At 58.2% G+C, this 23,363-nt stretch carries 25 protein-coding genes; 22 read left to right on the top strand and 3 right to left on the bottom strand.

The window, feature by feature from the left end; translation table 11 throughout:
- Positions 1 to 2: 2 nt before the first annotated feature.
- Together G7G_RS0116765 and G7G_RS0116760 are read right to left on the bottom strand one after the other, a co-directional pair.
- Positions 3 to 293 (bottom strand): DUF1330 domain-containing protein, encoded by a 291-nt coding sequence (locus G7G_RS0116765; protein WP_010442602.1) that lies wholly within the window; start codon positions 291 to 293, stop codon positions 3 to 5.
- A gap of 369 nt (positions 294 to 662) precedes the next feature.
- Positions 663 to 887, bottom strand: coding sequence for a DUF1127 domain-containing protein (locus G7G_RS0116760; protein WP_029622106.1), 225 nt, complete (start codon positions 885 to 887; stop codon positions 663 to 665).
- A 328-nt stretch (positions 888 to 1,215) separates the two neighbouring features.
- Between G7G_RS0116760 and G7G_RS0116755 the strand changes: the two genes are divergently transcribed.
- From G7G_RS0116755 to G7G_RS0116710, 10 genes are all read left to right on the top strand, one after another.
- The gene (locus tag G7G_RS0116755) at positions 1,216 to 1,488 is read left to right on the top strand and encodes a hypothetical protein (RefSeq protein ID WP_139056619.1); all 273 of its coding nucleotides are present in this window, start codon (positions 1,216 to 1,218) and stop codon (positions 1,486 to 1,488) included.
- A gap of 337 nt (positions 1,489 to 1,825) precedes the next feature.
- A complete protein-coding gene (gene mraZ, locus G7G_RS0116750; RefSeq protein ID WP_010442599.1) occupies positions 1,826 to 2,293 on the top strand; it encodes a division/cell wall cluster transcriptional repressor MraZ in 468 nt (155 codons plus the stop codon).
- Positions 2,294 to 2,297: 4 nt separating this feature from the next.
- A complete protein-coding gene (rsmH, locus tag G7G_RS0116745; RefSeq protein ID WP_010442598.1) occupies positions 2,298 to 3,290 on the top strand; it encodes a 16S rRNA (cytosine(1402)-N(4))-methyltransferase RsmH in 993 nt (330 codons plus the stop codon).
- Positions 3,287 to 3,655, top strand: a complete 369-nt coding sequence (gene ftsL, locus G7G_RS0116740; protein WP_010442597.1) for a cell division protein FtsL — start codon at positions 3,287 to 3,289, stop codon at positions 3,653 to 3,655. The genes rsmH and ftsL overlap by 4 nt, the downstream gene beginning before the upstream one ends.
- The gene (locus G7G_RS0116735) at positions 3,652 to 5,439 is read left to right on the top strand and encodes a peptidoglycan D,D-transpeptidase FtsI family protein (protein ID WP_010442596.1); all 1,788 of its coding nucleotides are present in this window, start codon (positions 3,652 to 3,654) and stop codon (positions 5,437 to 5,439) included. Before ftsL ends, G7G_RS0116735 begins: the two co-directional genes overlap by 4 nt.
- 22 nt (positions 5,440 to 5,461) lie before the next feature.
- Positions 5,462 to 6,943 carry a UDP-N-acetylmuramoyl-L-alanyl-D-glutamate--2,6-diaminopimelate ligase gene (locus G7G_RS0116730; protein WP_010442595.1) on the top strand — a complete coding sequence of 494 codons (1,482 nt, stop codon included), beginning with the start codon at positions 5,462 to 5,464 and terminating at the stop codon, positions 6,941 to 6,943.
- The gene (locus tag G7G_RS0116725) at positions 6,940 to 8,334 is read left to right on the top strand and encodes a UDP-N-acetylmuramoyl-tripeptide--D-alanyl-D-alanine ligase (protein ID WP_010442594.1); all 1,395 of its coding nucleotides are present in this window, start codon (positions 6,940 to 6,942) and stop codon (positions 8,332 to 8,334) included. Before G7G_RS0116730 ends, G7G_RS0116725 begins: the two co-directional genes overlap by 4 nt.
- A gap of 34 nt (positions 8,335 to 8,368) precedes the next feature.
- On the top strand, positions 8,369 to 9,451 hold the full coding sequence (gene mraY, locus G7G_RS0116720; protein ID WP_010442593.1) for a phospho-N-acetylmuramoyl-pentapeptide-transferase: 1,083 nt from the start codon (positions 8,369 to 8,371) through the stop codon (positions 9,449 to 9,451).
- 150 nt (positions 9,452 to 9,601) lie between these two features.
- Entirely contained in the window at positions 9,602 to 10,996 is a 1,395-nt protein-coding gene (gene murD, locus G7G_RS0116715) for a UDP-N-acetylmuramoyl-L-alanine--D-glutamate ligase (RefSeq protein ID WP_010442592.1), read from the top strand.
- A 106-nt stretch (positions 10,997 to 11,102) separates the two neighbouring features.
- A complete protein-coding gene (locus G7G_RS0116710; RefSeq protein WP_010442591.1) occupies positions 11,103 to 11,483 on the top strand; it encodes a glycine zipper family protein in 381 nt (126 codons plus the stop codon).
- Here the strand turns inward: G7G_RS0116710 and G7G_RS0116705 are convergent.
- Positions 11,480 to 12,658 (bottom strand): BaiN/RdsA family NAD(P)/FAD-dependent oxidoreductase, encoded by a 1,179-nt coding sequence (locus G7G_RS0116705; protein WP_010442590.1) that lies wholly within the window; start codon positions 12,656 to 12,658, stop codon positions 11,480 to 11,482. The genes G7G_RS0116710 and G7G_RS0116705 overlap by 4 nt on opposite strands.
- A 241-nt stretch (positions 12,659 to 12,899) precedes the next feature.
- Here G7G_RS0116705 and G7G_RS0116700 point away from each other — a divergent pair, with 241 nt between their 5' ends.
- The 12 genes from G7G_RS0116700 to G7G_RS0116645 all read left to right on the top strand — a co-directional run bounded on the left by G7G_RS0116700 (position 12,900) and on the right by G7G_RS0116645 (position 23,296).
- Positions 12,900 to 13,946 carry a Hint domain-containing protein gene (locus tag G7G_RS0116700; RefSeq protein WP_010442589.1) on the top strand — a complete coding sequence of 349 codons (1,047 nt, stop codon included), beginning with the start codon at positions 12,900 to 12,902 and terminating at the stop codon, positions 13,944 to 13,946.
- A gap of 170 nt (positions 13,947 to 14,116) precedes the next feature.
- On the top strand, positions 14,117 to 15,280 hold the full coding sequence (gene ftsW, locus G7G_RS0116695; protein WP_010442588.1) for a putative lipid II flippase FtsW: 1,164 nt from the start codon (positions 14,117 to 14,119) through the stop codon (positions 15,278 to 15,280).
- Positions 15,280 to 16,371, top strand: coding sequence for a UDP-N-acetylglucosamine--N-acetylmuramyl-(pentapeptide) pyrophosphoryl-undecaprenol N-acetylglucosamine transferase (locus G7G_RS0116690; RefSeq protein ID WP_010442587.1), 1,092 nt, complete (start codon positions 15,280 to 15,282; stop codon positions 16,369 to 16,371). The genes ftsW and G7G_RS0116690 overlap by 1 nt, the downstream gene beginning before the upstream one ends.
- A complete protein-coding gene (gene murC / locus G7G_RS0116685; protein WP_010442586.1) occupies positions 16,368 to 17,774 on the top strand; it encodes a UDP-N-acetylmuramate--L-alanine ligase in 1,407 nt (468 codons plus the stop codon). The genes G7G_RS0116690 and murC overlap by 4 nt, the downstream gene beginning before the upstream one ends.
- A gap of 4 nt (positions 17,775 to 17,778) precedes the next feature.
- On the top strand, positions 17,779 to 18,027 hold the full coding sequence (locus G7G_RS0116680; protein ID WP_010442585.1) for a DUF2484 family protein: 249 nt from the start codon (positions 17,779 to 17,781) through the stop codon (positions 18,025 to 18,027).
- Complete coding sequence (locus G7G_RS0116675) at positions 18,024 to 18,290, top strand: DUF2484 family protein (RefSeq protein ID WP_010442584.1); 267 nt, start codon at positions 18,024 to 18,026, stop codon at positions 18,288 to 18,290. Before G7G_RS0116680 ends, G7G_RS0116675 begins: the two co-directional genes overlap by 4 nt.
- 22 nt (positions 18,291 to 18,312) lie before the next feature.
- Complete coding sequence (locus G7G_RS0116670) at positions 18,313 to 18,606, top strand: hypothetical protein (RefSeq protein WP_010442583.1); 294 nt, start codon at positions 18,313 to 18,315, stop codon at positions 18,604 to 18,606.
- Positions 18,603 to 19,526 carry a UDP-N-acetylmuramate dehydrogenase gene (gene murB, locus G7G_RS0116665; protein ID WP_010442582.1) on the top strand — a complete coding sequence of 308 codons (924 nt, stop codon included), beginning with the start codon at positions 18,603 to 18,605 and terminating at the stop codon, positions 19,524 to 19,526. Before G7G_RS0116670 ends, murB begins: the two co-directional genes overlap by 4 nt.
- A 111-nt stretch (positions 19,527 to 19,637) precedes the next feature.
- Positions 19,638 to 20,555 (top strand): D-alanine--D-alanine ligase, encoded by a 918-nt coding sequence (locus G7G_RS0116660; RefSeq protein WP_010442581.1) that lies wholly within the window; start codon positions 19,638 to 19,640, stop codon positions 20,553 to 20,555.
- Complete coding sequence (locus tag G7G_RS0116655; RefSeq protein WP_010442580.1) at positions 20,543 to 21,547, top strand: cell division protein FtsQ/DivIB; 1,005 nt, start codon at positions 20,543 to 20,545, stop codon at positions 21,545 to 21,547. The genes G7G_RS0116660 and G7G_RS0116655 overlap by 13 nt, the downstream gene beginning before the upstream one ends.
- Positions 21,548 to 21,555: 8 nt before the next feature.
- Positions 21,556 to 22,890 (top strand): cell division protein FtsA, encoded by a 1,335-nt coding sequence (ftsA, locus tag G7G_RS0116650; RefSeq protein ID WP_010442579.1) that lies wholly within the window; start codon positions 21,556 to 21,558, stop codon positions 22,888 to 22,890.
- Positions 22,877 to 23,296, top strand: coding sequence for a hypothetical protein (locus G7G_RS0116645; RefSeq protein WP_010442578.1), 420 nt, complete (start codon positions 22,877 to 22,879; stop codon positions 23,294 to 23,296). Before ftsA ends, G7G_RS0116645 begins: the two co-directional genes overlap by 14 nt.
- Positions 23,297 to 23,363: the final 67 nt, after the last annotated feature.

Genomic DNA, 23,363 nt, shown 5'->3' with positions numbered 1-23,363 from the left:
GCTTACAGCCCCTCGACCAGCACCAGATTTGCCGTCGCCGTTTGTTGCCTGATCTTGGCCAACTCAACATAGTCCGGATCGTCCTTCCACGCGTTTGCGGCAGCCATGTCTGGGAACTCCATCAAGACAATACCGTCTTCTGCCCAACTGCCTTCGATCACTTCGACGGGCTTTGAGGATATGGTCAGCAGGCGCCCGCCATGCCGGTCAAAGATCGGCATGAAGCCTTCAAGGTATTTCTGGTATCCATCCGGGTCATGAATGGAAATCTGGGCGATGAAATAGGCGGCCATGGGACACTCCTGAAAATCGTTCACGGCCCCAGCTTACATCTTGTGCGTCAAAAACGAAAAACGGCGGTTCCCAGGGAGGAGGGGAACCGCCGTTCTTTTCTACATCAGGGCAGGGAGGAGGTAGCCCTGATGTATCCGAGCCCGGGTTTGATCCCGGTATGAGGAAGACGCGGCGACGTCAGGGAGGAGGAAGGCGTCGCCGCGCGCTTTCAACATCAGGGCAGGGAGGAGGAGAGCCCCGATGTATCGGCTTCCGGCAGTCAGAGCCGGTATTAGGTGCGGCAACGTCAGGGAGGAGGAGAGACGTTGCCGCTGATTACAGACCCAATAGGGAGGAGGATGGGCCTGATCTCAGTATCTGTGTCGCGCTTACTGCGCGGTTTGCTCTTCGGTGGCCTGCTGGGCCAGTCGACGGATCATCGAACGGTGCAGGCCCAGATCGGCCAGCTCGCGATCCGACAGTGCCGACAGTTCGTTTACCGTCTGGCGGTACAGGCGGTAGCGCGCAACGCGGGTCTTTACGGTTTCAACCAGTGCTGCGACTCCAAATACCGGAGCGCTCTTCAGACCTGTTTGTGTGCTTGCGACTGCCATCTTCATCATCCGTTCATTCTTGTTGCTGCCGGCATCGTCCGGCGCTTGCTTGAGACTGAAGATAGGCAAATGCTGCGATTGCACAATAGTTCGCGCCGTCAATGCTGCTATGCAGCAAATGCATGGATTGTCGGGATAATCCGGGCCTCCCCAATAATTGCCTTTAAAATATAGGTTTTCGCATGCGGTTGGCTTTTTGTCAGTTCAGGTGCCGTGATTAAAGGTGCTTATCCCTTAAGCAGGATTGGCATTTGTTTGGGCATTTTGTGTCAGATCAAGAGGGGGCAGAGCTGTTCGCTTCTGATCCAGCCCGTGGTGTAACGGTGCCATGGGAAAGCATGGGTCGCCTGTGGGAATGGCCTCCTCAGCGATCGCGATTCGCCCTGCTTGGCCGGATTTCATGGGTGCTTGCGCCAGTTTTATCACCATTTGGGAAGTTTATTGGGAAATCGTGGGAAAAAATTTTTCAACGCTGATTTGCGTATATATGGTGTTGATGGGTTTTAAGATAACAATTTATGGTGCATTCAGCCCGGATTTTGATTGCATTAACCTTATTTTGAAGCCAGAATCAGTTTTCTTCTTACAAATTTTTTATTGATTTCCATAATTTCCCATGGCATCCCTTGTTTACCCGATGAGGGCGAGGACAGTTAAGGGGCACCAAACGACCCCGAACCAAAAATACAAAAACAGGTTTCATACAGGCATCTCGCTTTCATCACTTAACAGATCCGGCGCGCGGGCGAGCAGACATCCCCCCAGGTGGCGCGCGCAGCTGGACATCCCGCAAAGCGGGTCAATGCGGCGGGTTGATCAGTGGCAGCAGATCAACCCGCCGTTTTTCATCCGGGGGGGAACGTGAATTTTGAGGTGGGGCGCAAGCAAAAGGGACAGTCGTCTTGGCGCGCAGGTTTAGAGGTGAAAGCCACCATAAGGTGGATACGAAGGGCAGGGTCTCGATCCCGGCCTCGTTTCGCCGTGTGCTTGAAGCATCCGATTCCAACTGGCAGCCCGGTGACAATCCTGAACTGGTGATTGTCTATGGCGACCACCGCCGCAAATACCTTGAATGCTATACGATGGAAGCGATCGATGAGGTGGACGCCAAGATCGACGCGCTGCCGCGTGGTTCGATGCAGCGTCGGATGCTGCAGAGGATGTTCCACGGTCAGTCCTTTCCGACCAATGTGGACGAAACTGGCCGTCTGGTTTTGCCCGCCAAGTTGCGTAACAAGATCGATCTTGAGAACGAGGCATTCTTTATCGCCGCTGGTGATACCTTTCAGATCTGGAAGCCCGAGACATACGAGGCCGAGGAACTGGCCACGACCGAGGAATGGCTGGACGATCTGCCAGAGGATTTCGATCCGATGCAGTATCTCGACGGCATTGGGGACGGGTGACGGCATGGCCGGCGCTCAAAGCTCATCGGACAAACCTCACATCCCTGTTCTGTTACGCCCGTTGCTGGCTGCTGTGGCACCTGTGTCCGGCATTTGGCTGGACGGAACCTTTGGTGCAGGTGGCTACACGCGTGGTCTGCTCGAGGCCGGGGCCGAGAAGGTCATTGGTGTGGATCGCGATCCACTGGCCTTTGAAATGGCCGCGGATTGGGCCAGTGAATACGGTGATCGGTTGGTGATGCAGCGGGGTGTGTTTTCGCGCATGGATGATTATGCGCAAAATCTGGACGGCGTCGTGCTGGACCTCGGCGTTTCTTCAATGCAATTGGATCAGGCAGAACGCGGCTTCTCTTTCATGAAAGACGGCCCGCTCGACATGCGGATGAGCCAGGAGGGTGAAAGCGCCGCTGATCTGGTGAATACGGCAACCGAGACGCAACTGGCCGACATCCTGTTCCATTTCGGTGAAGAACGCGCCAGCCGTCGCATTGCCAAAGCCATCGTGAAAGCGCGGGCCGATGAACCGATTACAACGACTTTGCGGTTGGTCGAGATCATCGAATCCTGCCTGCCGCGCCCGAAGCCCGGTCAGTCGCACCCGGCGACGCGTAGCTTTCAGGGGCTGCGGATTGCTGTGAATGCGGAATATGAAGAGCTGTTCCAAGGTCTTATGGCAGCAGAACGCGCTTTGAAGCCGGGCGGGCAGCTGGCTGTGGTCACTTTCCATTCCATCGAGGACCGGATGGTCAAGCGGTTCTTCCAATCACGCGCGGGCAAGACAGGCCGCGCGAACCGCTATGCACCCGAGATGGCGCAGGAACAGCCGCAATTCACCCTCAAATCCCGTAAAGCTGTGGGACCGGATGAGCCGGAGCTGCAGGAAAATCCACGCGCACGCTCGGCTAAGTTGCGTGTCGCTGTTCGTACAGATGCTCCGGCGGGTGAAATTGAGGCTCGGGCCATCGGGATGCCGGAATTGGGGGGAAGGGCAAGATGAAGAGTATTATGTATATGTTGACGGCCCTTTCTGTCTTTGGGCTGGCGCTCTGGGCCTATCAGGAAAACTACCGCACCCAACAGGTGGTGAAGGAAACTCAGTCATTGCAGGGCCAGATCGGTATGGCGCAGGCACGACTGGCGGTGCTGAACGCTGAATGGGCCTATCTGAACCGACCGGATCGTCTACGTGAACTAGCAGACCTGAATTTCGAGCGTCTCGGGCTGCTGCCTCTGCGCGCTGAACAGTTTGGCCGCGCGGACCAGATTTCTTATGGTGAAGATCCGGACCTGCCCATAGTCGACCCGCTTGAACTGCAGGCGATTGCCGAGACGCAGGCACTTGGTGAGGTGCAGTTCCCATGACCCGAACACCGCTCCGCCCTCTGGCCCGCATTCTCGATGCCCGCGCCAAGGGCGAGAACCCGAAGACGATCGAGCGGGAGAATATCCGCAAACGTCACGAAGACATGAAAGACCGCGCCCGTGCGCGCGCCGAAGGCCGCCTGCTGGTATTGGGTCTGTTCTTCTTCTGCGCTTTCTCGGTGGTGGGTTTCCGCATGGGCGTTTTGGCCACGTCTGAAGCGCAGGAACCGCTAGCCAGTGCGCCGGGTGCTACCATCGCGATGCAACGCGCGAACATAGTTGATCGCGAGGGACGCATTCTCGCGACCAATCTCGACACCTATTCCGTCTACGCCCAGCCGCCGCTGATGATTGACCCGATTGCCGCCGCGGATCAATTGGTGGCGATTTTTCCCGATCTCGAAAAAGAGCGGCTGGTCAAGGACTTCACCGGCAAGCGTAAGTTCCTATGGATCAAGAAACGCATCTCGCCCGAGCAGAAGCAGGCCGTGCATGACATTGGCGATCCAGGTATCCTGTTCGGACCACGTGAAATGCGGCTATATCCCAATGGCCGACTGGCGGCGCACATTCTGGGTGGCTCGGGATTTGGTCGTGAGGGCGTCAGTGCAGCTGAAGTGATCGGCGTTGCGGGCGTCGAAAAACAATTCGACGACTATCTGCGCGATCCGGCCAATGGCAACAAACCCCTGCAGCTGTCGCTGGACCTGACCGTTCAGGCCGCCGTTGAACAGGTGCTCTATGGTGGCATGAGGATCATGAATGCCAAGGGGGCATCGGCGGTACTGATGAACGCCCATACGGGTGAGGTCGTCTCGGCGGCTTCACTGCCATCATTCGACCCCAATGATCGTCCACGCCCACCGACGTCGGGCTTTGACCCCTCGGACAGCCCGTTGTTTAACCGCTATGTGCAGGGTGTGTATGAGTTGGGCTCAGTCTTCAAAATCTTCACCGCCGCGCAGGCCGTTCAGTTGGGTTTGGTCAATTCCAACACGATCATCGACACTTCCGGCCCGATGAAAATCGGGCGTTTCCCGATCGGCGAATTCAACGGCAAGAACTATGGCGAGATCAGCGTGGCCGATGTGATCGTCCATAGCTCAAACCGGGGCACCGGTCGCCTGGCCTTGCAAATTGGGGCCAAGCGGCAGCAGGACTTCCTGAACGCATTGGGAATGTTCGACCCAACCCCATTTGAAATCGTTGAAGCCAAAGGCGGGCAGCCTCTCAAGCCCAAGAAATGGGGCGAGTTGAGCACTGTCACCATCTCCTATGGCCACGGCTTGTCGACCAGCCCAATGCATCTGGCCGCTGGGTACGCTGCGATTGCCAATGGCGGGCACTATGTCAGCCCGACCATCCTGCGCCGCAACGGTCCGCAGTACGGCCCACGCGTGATGTCCGAAATCACGGCAAAACAAGCGCAGAACATGCTGCGCAAAGTGGTCACGGATGGCACCGCCAGCTTTGGGGATGTCAAAGGTTATGACGTAGCCGGCAAGACCGGCACTGCCGACAAGCCCAAGCCACGCGGCGGGTATTATGACGACAAGGTCATCGCCACTTTCGCCACCATCTTCCCGGCTTATGATCCGAAATATGTGCTGATCGTCACGCTGGATGAGCCCTCGATTGTCGCCTATGGCGAAAAGCGCCGCACCGCAGGCTGGACTGCTGTTCCGGTTGCCGCTGAACTGATCGGGCGCGTGGCACCGCTCTTGGGGCTCAGACCCCGGCTTGAGCCTGAGGCGCGCGCTGCTATAACGCTGACCTCAAATTAGGCCGTCGGACAAGAGGTGGGTCATGGGCAATCGGTCAAAGAAACTTAGCCAACTGGCCCTGACCGCGCGGGGCGGGGCGAATCCCGACATCACCGGACTGGCCGTCGACAGCCGTGAGGTGAAAGACGGCTTCCTTTTTGCTGCCCTTCCAGGCACTCGCGTTCATGGCGGAGAGTTTATCCAATACGCCCTGCGTATGGGGGCAGCTGCCATTCTCACAGACGCAGAAGGGGCTGATCTCGCTGCCAAAGAACTGACCGCATCCGACGCTGCGCTGATCGTGACCGAAGATCCACGCCAGGCATTGGCCGGGGTGGCGGCGCTGTGGTTCGGTGCGCAACCGCAAACTATCGTGGCGGTCACTGGCACTAACGGTAAAACATCCGTGGCCAGCTTCGTTCGTCAAATCTGGTCCGAGCTGGACCTCGCCGCCGTCAACCTGGGCACCACCGGGGTTGAGGGCGCATGGACCGCGCCTTTGGCACATACCACGCCCGAACCAATCACACTGCACCGCTGTCTGGCCGAGGCCGCCGAGAATGGTGTGACCCACGCGGCGATGGAGGCCTCATCTCACGGCCTTGAACAACGTCGTCTGGATGGTGTGCATTTGGCCGCCGCCGGGTTCTCGAATTTCACACAAGACCATCTGGACTATCACGATACGTTCGAGGCCTATTTCGCCGCTAAGGCCGGTCTGTTTGACCGTGTGTTGCCCGAGGACGGGGTCGCGGTGATAAACCTTGGCGACCCGAAAGGCGTTGAGATGCGCAAGATCGCTGAGGCGCGGGGGCAAAGCATTATCACCGTTGGGCCTGAAGGCTCTGATCTTTGCCTGCTAAATCAACGCTTTGACGGGACTGGACAGGACCTGCGTTTTTCGTGGAAAGGCAAGACCTATCAAACCCGTTTGAACCTGATCGGCGGATTTCAGGCTGAAAACGTTCTGCTGGCCTGCGGTCTGGTTATCGCGGCAGGAGAGGACCCCGACCGCGTTTTCGAAACCCTGCCGCATCTGACAACGGTCCGGGGCCGAATGCAACTGGCCGCCACCCGCGACAACGGCGCGGCGGTGTTTGTCGATTACGCGCATACGCCGGATGCGGTTGCTACAGCGCTAAAAGCGATGCGCCCTCATGTGATGGGTCGTCTGATCGCCATCGTTGGCGCAGGTGGGGATCGGGATGCCACCAAACGCCCTCTCATGGGGCAGGCGGCCGCAGAGAATGCAGATCTGGTCTTCGTTACCGACGATAACCCCCGCAGCGAAGACCCGGCGATCATCCGTGCCGCTGTCATGTTGGGTGCGCCTGAAGCGACTGAAGTCGGCGATCGGGCCGAAGCGATCCTTCGTGGCATCGACGCGCTGCAACCGGGTGACGCCCTGTTGATCGCGGGCAAAGGTCACGAGACCGGTCAGATCGTCGGCGATCAGGTTCTGCCCTTTGACGACGTGGAACAGGCAAGTATCTCGGTCGCCGCGTTGGACGGGAGGGTCGCATGACGCTCTGGACCGCAGCCGAGGCCGCCGAGGCCACCGATGGACGCGCCAGCACCGATTGGCAGGTGACCGGAGTCTCGATCGACACCCGCACCTTGCATCCCGGAGATCTGTTCGTCGCGCTCAAAGCTGCCCGCGACGGCCATGATTTCGTCGCGCAAGCGCTGGAGAAAGGGGCAGGTGCCGCGCTGGTATCCCGCATTCCCGAAGGCGTATCCGAAGATGCGCCGCTCTTGATCGTTGATGACGTGCAAACCGGGCTGGAAGCTTTGGGGCAATCGGCCCGTGCCCGGACGGCGGCGCGCGTAGTGGGTGTGACCGGCAGTGTCGGCAAAACCTCAACCAAGGAAATGCTGGCCAGCATATTGGAAACGCAAGGGAAAACCCATGCAAGCGTCGCCAGCTACAACAACCATTGGGGTGTCCCGCTGACATTGGCGCGGATGCCGCGCGATACCGAGTTTGCCGTGATCGAGATCGGCATGAACCACCCGGGCGAAATCGCCCCTCTGGCGCGTCAGGCGCAGCCGCATGTGGGGCTGGTGACGACGGTGGCTGCGGTGCATCTTGAAGCGTTCGACTCGGTCGCGGGGATCGCCCATGAGAAGGCCGCGATTTTCGACGGGTTGACCAAGGGCGGGGCCGCCATCGTGAACGCCGATATCGAACACGCCGACATCCTGCGCAGCTGTGCGCAGGCGCTGGGCGCGAAGATTGTCGATTTTGGTCGAACGGCCCAAGATTACGCTCTGACCGAGGTGGAGCAGGGCACGGACAGCCTTCAGGCGCAGGGTAAGGTTGGCGAAAACAATATCTCGTTCAACGTTCAATCGGCGGGAACGCATTTTGCGATGAACGCGCTGGCCGCTCTGGCGGCTTGCGTCGAACTGGGCGTCGATCTGGATCAGGCCGTTGCTGGCCTGCGCCGCTGGTCCCCAGTCAAAGGTCGCGGGGTGCGTGAAGTTATCACGCTGCCTGGTGGCGATCAGATCGAGCTGTTTGATGACAGCTACAACGCCAACCCAACATCGATGGAGGCCGCATTGGACGTGCTGGCTGCATCGCAAGGTAATCGAAAGATCGCCTTTCTGGGCGACATGAAAGAGCTGGGTGCGCAGGAACACGCGATGCACGCGGCCATGGCCGATGTGGCCGCGATGGCTCAGGTCGATCAGGTTCACTGCATCGGTCCACTGATGCAGGCGCTGCATCAGGCCTTGCCGGAGGGCAAGCGTGGGCTTTGGACTGAGACCAGCGCCGAGATGGTCGGGCAACTGCCCGAGTTGATCCGTAACGGCGACGCAGTGCTGGCAAAGGGTTCGCTCAGCATGGCATTGGCACAGATTGTTGACGGTCTGCGGAAAATGGGGCAAGGGGGCGCGCTTGAGCCGTAAGCGCCCGTGATGCCCGTGTGAGAAAGGTCTTGGTATGCTCTATTGGTTGACCGCCCTGTCGGACGGAGGGGATTTCTGGAACCTCTTTCGCTACATTACGTTCCGGGCAGGTGGAGCCTTTCTGACGGCACTGATCTTTGGATTTCTCTTCGGAAAACCTCTGATTAACGTACTGCGTCGCAAGCAGGGCAAGGGCCAGCCAATCCGGGATGATGGCCCCGAAGCGCACCTGTCCAAAGCCGGAACCCCTACTATGGGTGGCCTTTTGATTGTTGGCGCACTGGTAACTTCAACGCTGGTCTGGGCGCGTTGGGACAATCCCTATGTGTGGATGGTTCTTTTCGTAACACTGTCTTATGCGGCCATTGGATTCGCTGACGACTACGCCAAAGTATCAAAACAGAATACCAAAGGCGTTTCGAGCAAGATGCGTTTGGCTTTGGGAGTTCTGATTGCGGTTTTGGCGTCTTTTTGGGCTGGATTGCACCATCCTGCCGATTTGCAAAATCAACTGGCTATGCCGGTGTTCAAGGATACGCTGATCAATCTGGGCCTATTTTATATCCCATTCGCGGTCATTGTGATCGTCGGGGCTGCCAATGCGGTAAATCTGACCGATGGATTGGACGGGTTGGCCATCATGCCCGCGATGATCGCCGCCTCGACGCTGGGCGTGATTGCCTATGCGGTGGGGCGGGTCGATTTCACCGAATACCTTGACGTGCATTATGTGCCCGGCACCGGTGAAATCTTCATATTCACCTCAGCGCTTTTTGGAGCGGGGCTTGGCTTCTTATGGTACAACGCCCCTCCGGCAGCAGTGTTCATGGGGGATACAGGATCGTTGGCTCTGGGCGGTGCACTTGGCGCAATCGCTGTTGCAACCAAGCACGAACTGGTGTTGGCCATTGTGGGTGGCCTATTCGTGGTCGAAGCGCTGAGCGTGATCATTCAAGTGCTTTACTACAAGCGCACTGGTAAACGTGTATTCCTGATGGCCCCAATCCATCATCACTATGAGAAAAAGGGGTGGGCTGAGCCGACGATTGTGATCCGCTTCTGGATCATCTCGCTGATCCTGGCGATGATTGGTCTGGCGACGTTGAAAGTGCGGTAGGACTCCCGCCGGGTTCGGAGGGCCTGTGGCCCGCCTGCCACCCGTTGGGCCCGGCTCGCGCTGCCGCGCGAGCCTGAGCGCCCCCTTGCCTTTGGGAAATCCTTCGGTGCAGTGTGGCGCAAATTTCTATGCGATGAAGGTGGACAGCAGATGATCCCGGTCAAAGGGTTTTCAGGGAAAAAAGTTGCGGTTCTGGGGCTAGGGCGGTCTGGTTTGGCCACGGCTCGTGCATTGCAGGCGGGCGGTGCCGAACCGGTGTGCTGGGATGACAACCCGGCCGCGCGTGAGGCGGCTGAAGGAGAGGGGCTGGTCTGCTCTGATCTGCGCCGACATGGAGCGTTCGAAAATATTGCTACTCTGATTGTTTCACCTGGTATTCCGCATCTTTATCCCATGCCCAATCCGGTCGTGGCTGCTGCAACGGATGCTGGCGTCCCGGTAGACAATGATATTGGCTTGTTCTTTCGCTCCTTCGCCGGGCCTGAATGGCACAACTATGACACCCCGCCGCGTGTCATCGCAGTGACGGGATCGAACGGCAAATCAACGACTGCAGCCCTGATCCACCATATCCTGACCGAGGCCGGACGCGACTCGCAGTTGGCGGGCAATATTGGGCGCGGTGTTCTGGATATCGATCCGGGCGGTGATGGCTCGGTGGTGGTGTTAGAGCTGTCCAGTTATCAAACTGAACTGGCCCGCGCCCTGACGCCAGATGTGGCGGTTTTCACCAATCTCTCACCTGATCATCTTGACCGGCATGGAGGTAAGGGTGGCTATTTCGCAGCCAAACGCCGCCTCTTTGCCGAAGGCGGGCCGGATCGCGCCGTGATCGGGATCGATGAGGCTGAAGGCGCGTTTTTGGCTGGTCAGTTGGCCGAGGGGCCGTCTGATGATCGGGTGATCCGCATTTCGGTTGCGCGTAAACTGACTGGACCGGGCTGGCAGGTTTTTGCACGCAAGGGATACTTGTCTGAATACCGCAAGGGACGTCAGACGGGATCAATTGATCTGCGCGACATTAAGGGCCTGCCTGGCGCGCATAACCACCAGAACGCTTGTGCTGCCTATGCTGCCTGCCGTTCTCTGGGCCTTGCCCCCCGCGTGATCGAACACGCGCTGCATAGTTTTCCTGGTCTGCCGCATCGCAGTCAAATTATTGCCGAAGCGGATGGGGTGACCTTCGTGAACGACTCCAAAGCCACCAATGTGGACAGCGCCTTGAAAGCGCTGAGCGCCTTCAAAAAGGTTCGCTGGATCTGTGGCGGGCTTGAGAAAGAGGGTGGGCTTGAGGCGCTGAACGGGGCCGAAGGTCACGTGATCAAAGCCTATGTCATTGGACGCGAAGCTGCGGGCTTTGCCATGCAGCTAACTGCGGATGCTCAGGTTTGCACCACCATGACTGCCGCTGTTGAACAAGCCATGGCAGACGCGCAGCCGGGCGAGGTGGTCTTGTTGGCCCCTGCAGCGGCCAGTTTCGATCAATATGACAATTTCGAACAGCGCGGTGATGACTTCACCGCTGAGGTGAAAAAACGCCTCTGAAAGCAAGGCGTTTGCAATTGTTTGCCGGTTCGGCGAAGCTGAGCGCCTATCTGCTTGACGCGCAATCTGCATTGGTTTTTGCCTTCAGGAAATTCAACACGAGGTTATGAAAATGCCAAACCGTAAGTTTCTATTGATCGTTCCCGCTCTGCTTGTGGCGGGGGCATGCACCAATACCGGTGCCAACTATCAGCCCGTGATCGATGGTCCTGTAGGCCCGAACTACAATGTCGATCTGCAGCAATGCCAGCAACTGGCGGCCTCACAGGCCAGCGTTGATGGGTCCACTGCTGGCAATGCGGCCATCGGCGCGGTAGGCGCAGCTGCCGTAACGGGCATCGTTCAGGACAGCAGCGACAATCTGGGTCGCGCAGCCGTTGCCGGCGCTCTGGTTGGGGCAGGCGCGGACGTGATCAACAAGAACCAGAACAAAGAAGTGCTGGTGCGCAATTGCATGCGCGGACGAGGCTATAACGTCGTTGGTTAACGGCCTGCGATGGCACTTCCTGCAGCGTGACCCGAAGACCACGCCCATTGGAAGTTGTAACCACCCAGCCAACCGGTGACATCCACCGCTTCACCAATAACATAGAGGCCGGGGACTTCCCTGGCCTCCATCGTTTTGGACGACAACCCTTGAGTATCGATTCCACCGAGCGTTACCTCGGCCGTGCGATAACCTTCAGTGCCAGCAGGGGTGAGGTGCCAGTCCGACAGAGCCGCGACCAGATCGGTCAGCGCAGCATCGGATTGATCCGCCAGATTGCCTTGCATCTGGAAATGGTGCTTGAGGTAGTCCACCAGACGCGAAGGTAAATGGCGTGCAAGCTCTGTGGTCAGCGCCTTGCGTCCACCCGCCTGCCGCTGATCCCGCAACAGCTCGAACAGCCCCAGACCCGGGATCAGATTCACCCGAATGACCTCGCCCTCGCGCCAATACGAAGATAGTTGCAGTACAGAAGGGCCACTCAGCCCGCGATGGGTGAACAGCAGGGCTTCATCGAAACTGGTGCGTTGATTTGACAGCCGCACGGGCAGCGAGACACCGGATAGGTCTTTGAACCGTCCATCTGAAAAGGTGAATGGCACCAGTGCTGCCCGGGTTTCGGTCACCTTTAGCCCGAATTGGCGCGCAATGTCGTAGGCCAACCCTGTTGCGCCCATCTTGGGGATCGACTTGCCGCCCGTGGCCAAAACCAGATTGCGGCATGTCAGGGAAATGCGATTGCCTTCTCGCTCGACCTCCAGCGAGAACCCGCTCTCGGTCTTGCGCAGCGAGTGGAAGGTAGTCTGTACCCACAGCTCGGCCCCGACACGCGCCATTTCGTCCAGCAACATTTGTATAATCTGTTTTGACGAACCGTCACAAAACAACTGCCCCAGAGTCTTCTCATGCCAGTCAATGTGGTGACGTTCTACCAGATCGATGAAATCCCATTGTGTATACCGCGCCAAAGCCGATTTGCTAAAATGGGGGTTCTGCGACAGGAAATTTCCTGGCCCCGCATGCAAATTGGTGAAATTGCACCGCCCGCCGCCGGATATACGGATCTTTTTGCCGGGCGCTTTTGCGTGATCGATCACCAGCGCGCGTCCGCCGCAATGGGTCGCGCACATCATGCCAGCCGCCCCGGCACCAAGGATGATTGTATCGTAATTCATGTATGGCCATTGGCCTGTTATCCGCCAGATGGCAAGGGCCACCGGACCACGCGCGTTGAAGTGAGACGGATAGAACTTGTTCTACAAGCCTCATGGTCCAGTATTGGAGCAGTGCGCACGCGCCACAGGGGTGAAATATCCCGTGAGCTCAGCTTGACCCGTCGTAGACCAGGCTCTAGCAAAAAATGGCACATATACTGGATATGTGCGTGTGTTTTGAAATGTTGTGGAGTTACGCCCGATGCCAACGAATATCTATGGTGCGTTTCGCAGCAACACCACGTTGTCCGACGCAGGCGCTTCAACAACCGTCGTGGGATCAACTTTCCAGATTTTTGCATATGATCAAATCACCGTCGAAGATGGTGCCGACGGTACGATTTACAGCGGTGACAGCAATTCCAACGAAGTCTCAAACGATCCGACGCAGACTTATAACGGCGAAATCATATTCTGGGATTTTACGGTTACGGTGACAGATGGGACCAACACCTACCAGATCGGCCTGTTTGACTATGATATCAACGGCGATGGTGACTCGATCGGAGTTGACAGCGAAGACGGATATTTCATGGCATTTATCGGTGGGTCTATTCCGCCGTTAAATACGACGCTGACGATCACGGCGATTGTCGATAATGGACCCAGCATTGATGTAGATACCGTTGTACCATGTTTCACTTCGGGGACTAAGATCGATACCCCGTCTGGCCCGAGACCGGTTGAAACCCTCGAAGCAGGTGATTTTGTTCTGACACTCGATAATGGACCTCAGGCCATCCGTTGGATCGGAAGGTGCACTCTGGACAGTATTGACCTGAATATAAAACCCAAGTTGCGCCCCGTCAGAATCGCCAAGGGTGCGTTGGGCGAGGGTCTGCCAGAACGCACATTGCGCGTTTCTCCGCAACATCGGATGCTGCTGCGCTCAGCCATTGCTGAACGTATGTTTTCCAGTCACGAGATCCTGGTTCCAGCAATTAAACTTATGGGGCTGCCTGGGGTTTCGGTGGATGAGGAGGCGCAGAGCGTAACATATGTTCACCTCCTCTTTGACAGGCACGAGGTGGTCTTCGCTGAAGGCGCACCATCGGAAAGCCTGTTAACCGGGCCCGAAGCATTAAAAAGCGTTGGGAAAGACGCCCTGGCGGAAATCACCGAGTTGTTTCCCGAAATTGTTGCCAAAGACTACGAGCCTCAGATGGCGCGCCTCGTGCCGCAACAGGGTCGGAAAATGCAATCTCTGATCCATCGCCACGTGAAAAACGACAAGCCGTTGTTGTCCTGACAGATGGTCCCAGCGTGCGGCGCTGTTTTTGACAATGATGTCATCATGTCGGGAAAAGTGTATTGAAAATCTAATCCGTCATTCCTCTGGTCTGAAAACAAAAATCACTGTAGACTCCCGAACAGATCCCGAAAACGGGACGTTGACGAGGCAGATAGTGGCGGTATCTCATGACTGAGATGGTGTATGGCGCGGTCCAGGACCAGCGCGGCGAACCGATTCTACCGAAGTGGTGGCGGACGATTGACCGCTGGACGATGTCCTGCGTTTTGATCCTGTTTGTCATAGGGCTTCTGCTTGGGCTGGCCTCTTCTCCGCCGCTCGCGGGGCGCAACGGATTTGATCCCTTCCACTATGTCGAGCGGCAGGCGCTGTTCGGAGGGCTCGCGCTGGTTGCGATGCTTCTGACCTCGATGATGTCACCCACGCTGGTGCGGCGTCTGGCGATCTTGGGCTTTCTTGTCTCGTTCGTGGCGCTGGCATTTCTGCCGATCTTTGGCACGGATTTTGGCAAAGGCGCAGTGCGCTGGTATTCGCTGGGCTTTGCCTCGCTGCAACCATCAGAATTTCTCAAGCCCGGATTTGTCGTCGTGGCAGCGTGGCTGTTGGCTGCTTCGCAGGAAATCAATGGCCCTCCGGGGCGGTTATGGTCATTCGCGCTGTGTATGGCCATTGTTGCGATGTTGGTGATGCAACCCGATTTTGGACAGGCCTGCCTGATCCTCTTTGGTTGGGGGGTAATGTATTTCGTGGTGGGCGCTCCGATGTTGCTGTTGGTTGGCATGGCGGGGGCCGTGGTTTTGGGTGGAATGTTCGCCTATTCCAACTCAGAGCACTTTGCGCGCCGTATCGACGGTTTTCTAAATCAGGAACTCGACCCGACCACGCAGCTTGGTTACGCGACGAACGCAATCCGCGAGGGTGGATTGTTCGGCGTTGGCGTGGGCGAGGGGCAGGTGAAATGGTCGCTGCCTGACGCGCATACTGATTTCATCATCGCAGTGGCGGCAGAGGAGTATGGTCTGATCCTCGTTCTGATCATCATCGCACTCTATTCGTTGATCGTCGTGCGTTCGCTGCTGCGACTGATGCGCGAACGCGACATGTTCATTCGCCTGGCGGGTACCGGGCTGGCCTGCATGTTCGGTGTACAGGCGATGATCAACATGGGCGTTGCTGTACGTCTGTTGCCTGCAAAAGGCATGACGTTGCCTTTCGTAAGCTATGGTGGCTCGTCGCTGATCGCAGGCGGCATCGCGGTCGGCATGTTGCTGGCCTTCACCCGAACCCGCCCGCAAGGCGAACTCGGTGATATTTTGCGCGGGCGAGGATGATGCCGTATCTTCTGATCGCAGCAGGTGGCACCGGAGGACACATGTTCCCGGCGCAGGCACTGGCAGAGGCGATGCTGGCCAAAGGCTGGCGTGTGCGCTTGTCCACCGATCCGCGAGGAGCGCGCTATACCGGTGCGTTCCCCGAAGGTGTTGAAATTGTCGAGGCATCCTCGGCAACCTTTGCCCGCGGTGGTCTGGCCGCCAAAGTGCTGGTCGGGCCCAAGATTGCTGCTGGTGTGACCGGTATGGCGGCGCAGATGATGCGCGACAAGCCGGACGTTGTGGTGGGATTTGGAGGCTATCCGTCGATCCCGGCGCTGGGCGCAGCAACGCTGTTGAAAATCCCGCGAATGATCCATGAACAGAACGGTGTTCTGGGTCGCGTGAATAAAGTGTTTGCAACTCGGGTTGCGCAGGTGGCCTGCGGTGTCTGGCCCACCGATCTGCCGGCCGGGGCCAACGGTATCCACACCGGCAACCCGGTGCGCGGCGCGGTACTGGAACGTGAAGGAGCGCCCTTTATTCCGCCCGGAGATTACCCGATGTCGGTGCTTGTAATGGGCGGCTCGCAAGGCGCGCGTATTCTCAGCGATGTGGTCCCCGGTGCGATTGCGGCGTTGCCCGAAGCCGTACGCGACCATATCCGCGTCTCGCACCAGGCCCGCGAAGAGGATAGCGAGCGGGTTAAAGCCTTTTACTCCGATCACGGCATCCGCGCCGATGTGCAGCCATTTTTTGACGATGTGCCGCGTCGCATGTCTGATGCGCAGCTGGTTGTCAGCCGCTCGGGTGCCTCCAGTATCGCCGACATTTCGGTGATTGGCCGTCCGTCGATATTGATCCCGCTTGCTACCGCCGCTGGTGACCACCAAACCGCCAATGCGCGCGGGTTGGTTCAGGCGGGTGGGGCGATCATGATCCCCGAAAACGCCCTTGACGTTCCCGCGCTGACAGAGCAGATGACCACGGTTCTCACCAACCCCGAAGCCGCACAGCAAATGGCCCATGCCGCGCTATCGGTCGGGGCTCCGGACGCAACCGAGCGTCTGGTCGCCCTTGTCGAGCAACTGGCGCAGAAGGAGACCTCATGAATCCAGCAACCAAACTGCCGCAGGACGTTGGACCGATCCATTTCGTGGGTATCGGCGGGATCGGGATGTCAGGCATCGCCGAGGTGCTTTTGAACCTTGGCTACCAGGTACAAGGTTCGGATCTGAAGACCTCGAAGATTACTGACCGACTGGCTGGGCTCGGCGCTGAGATTTTCGAAGGCCAGCGTGCCGAGAATCTGCAGAACGCCGCGGTGGTCGTGGTCTCGACCGCGATCAAACCGGGGAACCCGGAACTGGATGAGGCGCGCGCGCAAGGCCTACCGGTGGTGCGCCGCGCCGACATGCTGGCCGAACTCATGCGGCTGCGCTCGAATATTGCCATCGCCGGAACCCACGGAAAAACGACCACGACCACGATGATGGCTGAACTGATGGTTGCGGGTGATTTCGATCCCACCGTCATCAATGGCGGCATCATCCACGCCTATGGCAGCAACGCGCGCATGGGGCAGGGTGAATGGATGGTGGTTGAAGCGGATGAGAGCGATGGCTCGTTCAATCGCCTGCCTGCAACCATCGCCATCGTCACCAATATCGACCCCGAGCATATGGAGCATTGGGGCGATTTCGACCAACTGCGCGACGGGTTTTACGAATTTGTCTCGAACCTGCCGTTTTATGGTCTGGCCGTTTGCTGCACGGATCATGCCGAGGTGCAAGCTCTGGTCGGACGCATCTCGGACCGTCGCGTGCGCACCTATGGTTTCAACGCACAGGCCGATGTACGGGCCGAGAACTTGACCTATAAAGGTGGCGTTGCACATTTCGACATCCATTTGCGCTACGAAGACAAGGTGATCGAAGGCTGCACCCTGCCGATGCCAGGTGATCATAACGTATCGAATGCTCTGTCCGCAGTGGCCGTTGCCCGTCATCTGGGGATGAAAGCTTCGGAAATTCGCGACGCGCTGGCCAATTTCGGTGGCGTTAACCGCCGCTTCACCAAGGTCGGAGAGATCAACGGTGTCACCATCATCGACGATTATGGTCACCATCCAGTAGAAATCGCAGCCGTTCTCAAGGCTGCGCGCCAAGCTACCGAGGGCCGCGTCATCGCCGTCCACCAGCCGCACCGGTATTCGCGATTGTCTGACCTGTTTGATGATTTCTGCACCTGTTTCAACGATGCCGATGTGGTCGCCATCGCCGAGGTCTTTGCGGCAGGAGAAGACCCGATCGAAGGGGCGGACCGCGACGCACTGGTCGAAGGGCTGATCCGTCACGGCCACCGCCATGCGCGGGCCATTCTGGATGAAAGTGACCTCGTGCGGCTCGTCCGCGAACAGGCCCGACCGGGGGATATGGTTGTATGCCTCGGTGCCGGGACCATCAGCGCCTGGGCCAATGGGTTGCCTGACCAATTGATTGCGAAGGCGAGTTAGGCTCGTGTCGCTTTCGCTCATCATCGCCTGCGCCTGGGTTTTTGCCTCAACCATCGTCGCAATGCTACCGATGCGTTTGCAGTTCCCGCCGGGCGTAGTGCTATTTGGCAGTGCGCCGTTCCTAATCCTATGGTTGGGATATGACTATGGCTGGTTTATCGGTGTGATGGCCATTGCCGGTTTCGCTTCGATGTACCGCAACCCGATCCGCTACTACTTGCGTAAATGGACAGGTAAAGAGGTATCGGAATGAGTTGGTCGCTCGCGCTTGCCGGTCTTTGGGGCGTTGTTGCCAATATATTGGCAATGCTTCCTAGCAAAGATAATCACTGGAAACGGGCATATTTCTTGATCGCCGTGGGAATTCCGATTCTTGGTTATGTCACCTATGAAAGCGGTCCCTGGATCGGGCTTGTGGTGCTGGCTGCGGGTATGTCGATCTTGCGCTGGCCGGTGATATACCTGACCCGTTGGACAAAGTCGAAATTGCAGGGCATGAAGGCGGTCAACAAGTAACCGACCTTATCAGGAGGCCTCCATGGTCGACATTGCCACCTTTGCTTATCTGCCATTGATCTCTCTCATCTTCGGTGCCGTATCTGGTTTTGTTGCCGGACGCTGGATCGGTATAAAAGCGCTGATTTGGTTGATCGGTTTGACTTCGGCTGTGGCATTGGTGCTGATCGTGATGTTGGCTGGTGTCGAAACAGGCGAAGAGGAACAGGCATTTGGCCCATTTGTTTGGCTCACAGGTGGTGTCCTACCGTTCCTGTTTGCCGTCATTATGGGGGGCGTTGGAGGACGCAGCCTGTCAGCTAGGACAAATGCATGACCGATCTACCCGTGGTCCGAGGTCGCCTGACCGAGGCGCGTGCGCTCAATGATTTGACTTGGCTTCGCGTTGGTGGGCCTGCTGATTATTTGTTTCAGCCTGCCGATACCGAAGACCTGCAGGCCTTTTTGCGCGCCCTGCCCGCAGACGTTCCGGTTTTTCCCATGGGTGTCGGATCAAACCTAATTGTACGGGATGGCGGCCTGCGTGCTGTGGTGATCCGTTTGGGGCGTGGGTTCAACGGTATCTCAGTCGACGGCAACACCGTCACTGCAGGCGCGGCGGCGCTGGATGCCCATGTGGCGCGGAAGGCTGCAGATGCAGGCGTTGACCTGACATTTCTGCGCACGATCCCCGGCTCTATCGGCGGGGCGGTGCGCATGAACGCGGGTTGCTATGGCAGCTACACGGCGGATGTGCTGCAAAAAGCCACCATCGTCACACGGCAGGGCGAACTTGTCGAACTCAGTTCCGATGACTTCAACTTCCGCTACCGTCAGTCCGATCTGCCCGAAGGTGCGGTGCTGGTTTCAGCCACCTTCCAAGCCCTCTCGGGCGATCCGGCCGAGCTGCACGCCCGCATGGAAGCGCAGCTTAAGAAGCGCGACGAAACGCAGCCAACCAAGGACAGAAGCGCTGGTTCGACCTTCCGCAACCCGGCTGGGTTTTCTTCGACCGGGCGCGAAGATGATGTGCACGACCTCAAGGCGTGGAAGGTGATCGACAACGCGGGCATGCGCGGCGCTACCAAAGGCGGCGCGCAAATGAGCCCCAAGCACTCGAATTTCCTGATCAATACCGGTGACGCGACTGCCGCTGACCTCGAGGGACTGGGCGAAGAGGTCAGAAAAAAGGTTTACGAAACAAGCGGCATCACGCTAGAGTGGGAAATCATGCGGGTCGGTGATCCGCTGAAATAATATAGCCCCAACCGTCAGACCAAAACAGGCAAATTCAGGCGACGGATCAAAGGCATAAACGCAATACGGACCACTACATAAGGTCCGGGGACATTGAGGCGCACATTGGGTATGTCGAGCAGGACAAACCCCAAAGTGGCGGTATTGATGGGCGGCCCCTCGGCGGAACGCGAGGTGTCTCTCAGCTCTGGGCGCGAATGCGCAGCCGCCCTTGTGGGAGAAGGCTTTGAAGTGGTCGAACTGGACGCGGGTCCCGACCTCTACGCGCGCCTTCTGGAGATCAAGCCAGATGTAGTTTTCAACGCCCTGCATGGCCGCTGGGGCGAGGATGGCTGTGTGCAGGGTCTACTGGAATGGATGCGCATTCCCTACACGCATTCCGGCGTGCTGGCCTCGGCTTTGGCGATGGACAAACAGCGCAGTAAAGAGGTTTATCAGGCCGAGGGTCTGCCTGTTGTGCCCAGCGTGATCGTGCCCAAGGTCGAAGTGGTCGAAGTCCACGTGATGGAACCACCCTATGTGGCCAAGCCCAACAACGAAGGTTCTAGCGTCGGCATTTATATCGTGCACGAAAATGCCAACGGCCCGCCGCAACTGGACGCGGCGATGCCCGATCAGGTGATGGTTGAGAAATACGTCGCAGGCCGTGAACTGACCGTGACGGTGATGGGCGACCGCGCCTTGACGGTAACCGAAATCATGACCGATGGTGGCTGGTACGACTATGACGCCAAGTACAAACCCGGCGGCTCGTGGCACGTGCTGCCCGCCGACATCCCGCAGGATATCTTTGACCGCTGCATGGACTACGCGCTGAAAGCCCATAATGCACTGGGTTGTCGCGGCGTATCCCGTACCGATTATCGCTGGGATGACAGCATGGGTGCGGATGGCCTGTTCCTGCTGGAAACCAACACGCAGCCCGGCATGACGCCAACCTCGCTGGTGCCCGAACAAGCCGCGCATCTGGGCATGACATTCGGCGAGCTTTGCGCCTGGATGGTGGAGGACGCCTCATGCGACCGCTGACCGCCACCCGCACGCCAGTGATCCACCGGACCAAACCGCTGGCGGGGCCAGATGCGGATTTTGGTGCTGCTCCAAAGTCGGAATCCGAAGCTGAACCCAAACTGCGCTTGCGAGGCACCCGATTCTTTGGTCGCGGACGCTTGTCTGATCCTGCGCCTTCGCGCCTCAGCTACCGTTTTCAGCGCTGGATGCTCACCCCCGGCATCCGGCGCGGGGTGAAGATTGGTCTACCGGTTCTGGCGGTCGTCGGATTGGTCGGAGGCTTCTTTGCCGCTGAAGAACGCCGCGAGGCCGTCAGTGCCTATGTCATCAGCATCAAGACCTCGATTCAGGAACGTCCGGAATTCATGGTCAACCTGATGGCCATCGACGGTGCGGGGACCGCGCTATCGGAAGATATCCGCGAGGTTGTACCTCTCGATTTCCCGCTCAGTTCCTGGGACCTGGATGTCGAGATGATCCGCGACACCATCACTGGGCTCGATCCGGTGAAGTCGGCAACTGTGCGCATTCGCCCCGGCGGTATCTTACAGGTGGACATAGTTGAACGTCAGCCGGTCATCGTCTGGCGTACGCGTGACGGGATCGAGCTACTGGATGAAACCGGTGCCCACGTGGATATGATTGCGGCGCGTGCTGATCACGCAAACTTGCCTTTGATTGCCGGGAAAGGCGCGGACAAGCATGTGCCCGAAGCGCTGCAGATTCTGACAACCGCCCGCAGTTTGGGCGAGCGGGTCCGGGGGCTCGTGCGTGTTGGTGAACGCCGCTGGGATCTGGTGTTGGATCGCAACCAGCGCATCATGTTGCCAACCGAGCGACCTGCGCGTGCACTGGAACGCGTACTGGCAGTAAACGAGGTGCAGGACCTTCTGGAACGCGATGTGGCTGCGGTCGATATGCGCCTTGGCCAGCGACCAACCATCCGAATGAACAAAACAGCCAGCGAAGACTGGTGGAACACAAAAGTAGATGTGAGTAGCGGGCAGTAACGACCATGATGACCGATCTTTATCAGTCCCAACGGGCTATGCGGCAGATGCGCCGGCAGGCAATGCAACGCGGCGTAGTCGCCATTTTGGATGTGGGCAGCTCCAAAATCGCCTGCCTAGTCCTGCGCTTCGACGGGACGGGGCGGTTGTCCGAGGACAATTCGATTGGCTCCATGGCGGGTCAGACCGGGTTTCGGGTGATTGGTGCCGCGACTACTCGCTCACGCGGGGTGCAGTTCGGCGAAGTTACCGCGATGCAAGAAACCGAGCGCGCCATCCGCACCGCCCTGCAGGCGGCGCAGAAAATGGCCGATATCCGTGTTGATCACGTCATCGCTTCCTTCTCAGGGGCCAATCCACGCTCATACGGTCTGGACGCACAGGTCGATCTGGAAGGCCAGCTGGTCACCGAGGCCGAGGTGGGGCGCGTGCTGAATGCCTGTGATGTGCCGGATTATGGCGAAGGACGCGAAGTGTTGCATGCCCAACCGGTGAATTTTGCACTGGACAACCGTTCGGGGCTGATCGACCCGCGTGGACAGTTAGGTCAAAGTCTTGCAGTGGATATGCACATGCTGACCGTCGATGCGGTCGCGATCCAGAACATCGTTCGCTGTATCAAGCGCTGTGATCTGGAATTGGCGGGGATCGCTAACTCAGCCTACGTTTCGGGCATTTCGGCATTGGTCGAGGACGAACAGGAATTGGGTGCCGCCTGTATCGACATGGGCGGCGGCACCACCAGCATCTCAATCTTCATGAAGAAACATATGATCTATGCCGATTGCGTGCGCATGGGCGGCGATCACGTGACCAGCGATATCTCAATGGGCCTTGGAGTGCCTGCAGCAGTGGCCGAACGGATCAAGACCTTTAACGGCGGCGTTCATGCAACGGGTGCTGACGACCGCGACCTGATCGATATTGGCGGCGACACCGGTGATTGGGAGCATGACCGTCGCACCGTCAGCCGTGCCGAATTAATCGGCATTATGCGACCACGCGTCGAAGAAATCCTCGAAGAAGTCCGCACCCGCCTGGATGCAGCGGGATTTGATCACCTGCCCAGCCAGCAAATCGTTCTGACTGGCGGTGGCAGCCAGATCATGGGACTCGACGGGTTGGCCAGTCGTATTCTGGGCCAGCGTGTTCGTTTGGGTCGCCCGCTGCGCGTCCATGGTTTGCCGCAATCGGCGACGGGGCCGGGCTTTTCCTCGGCGGTTGGGCTTAGCCTGTTTGCTGCGCATCCACAGGACGAATGGTGGGACTTTGAAATCCCGGTTGACACCTACGCTGCGCGCCCGTTCAAACGTGCTGTGCGCTGGTTCCGTGACAATTGGTAAACAACTGCGCCGGGTGGCGCTCTGCGCGGCGTTCTTACCCACCGTCGCAGAGACCCAGACACTGATCACGCCTGAGGCGTTTCTGAACGCTGTTGTAGGTAAAACGATCACCTTTCACGAAATCCGCAGCGGTATGCTGGTCGGAACCGAAGAGTTCCTGAGCCCGACTCTCTCTGTCTGGCGGATGGAGGGGCGGGGATGCGTTTATGGTCAGATCACCACGCCAAACGGCCAGATTTGCTTTCTCTATGATGATGCGCCCGATGGCGTACCAGTTTGCTGGTGGCCCTTCCTTCATGATGACCGGCTGATGGTGCGTCTCGCGCGTTTTGTAGGGAGCGAAACGCAAGAAGTCCGAAGTGTTACAGACGACAGTCTAAACTGCCCAAGTACTCCAGTAGGCTAAAGAAATCGGTTGCAGCCCGTGCCAGAATCCCGCAAGATATCCACAAGGCCCGAAAGAGGCCTAGCGG

The organism is Ruegeria conchae (genome assembly GCF_000192475.1).
In the GTDB taxonomy this organism is placed as follows: Bacteria; Pseudomonadota; Alphaproteobacteria; order Rhodobacterales; family Rhodobacteraceae; genus Ruegeria; species Ruegeria conchae.
This window is presented reverse-complemented; position numbering and strand designations above follow the sequence as displayed.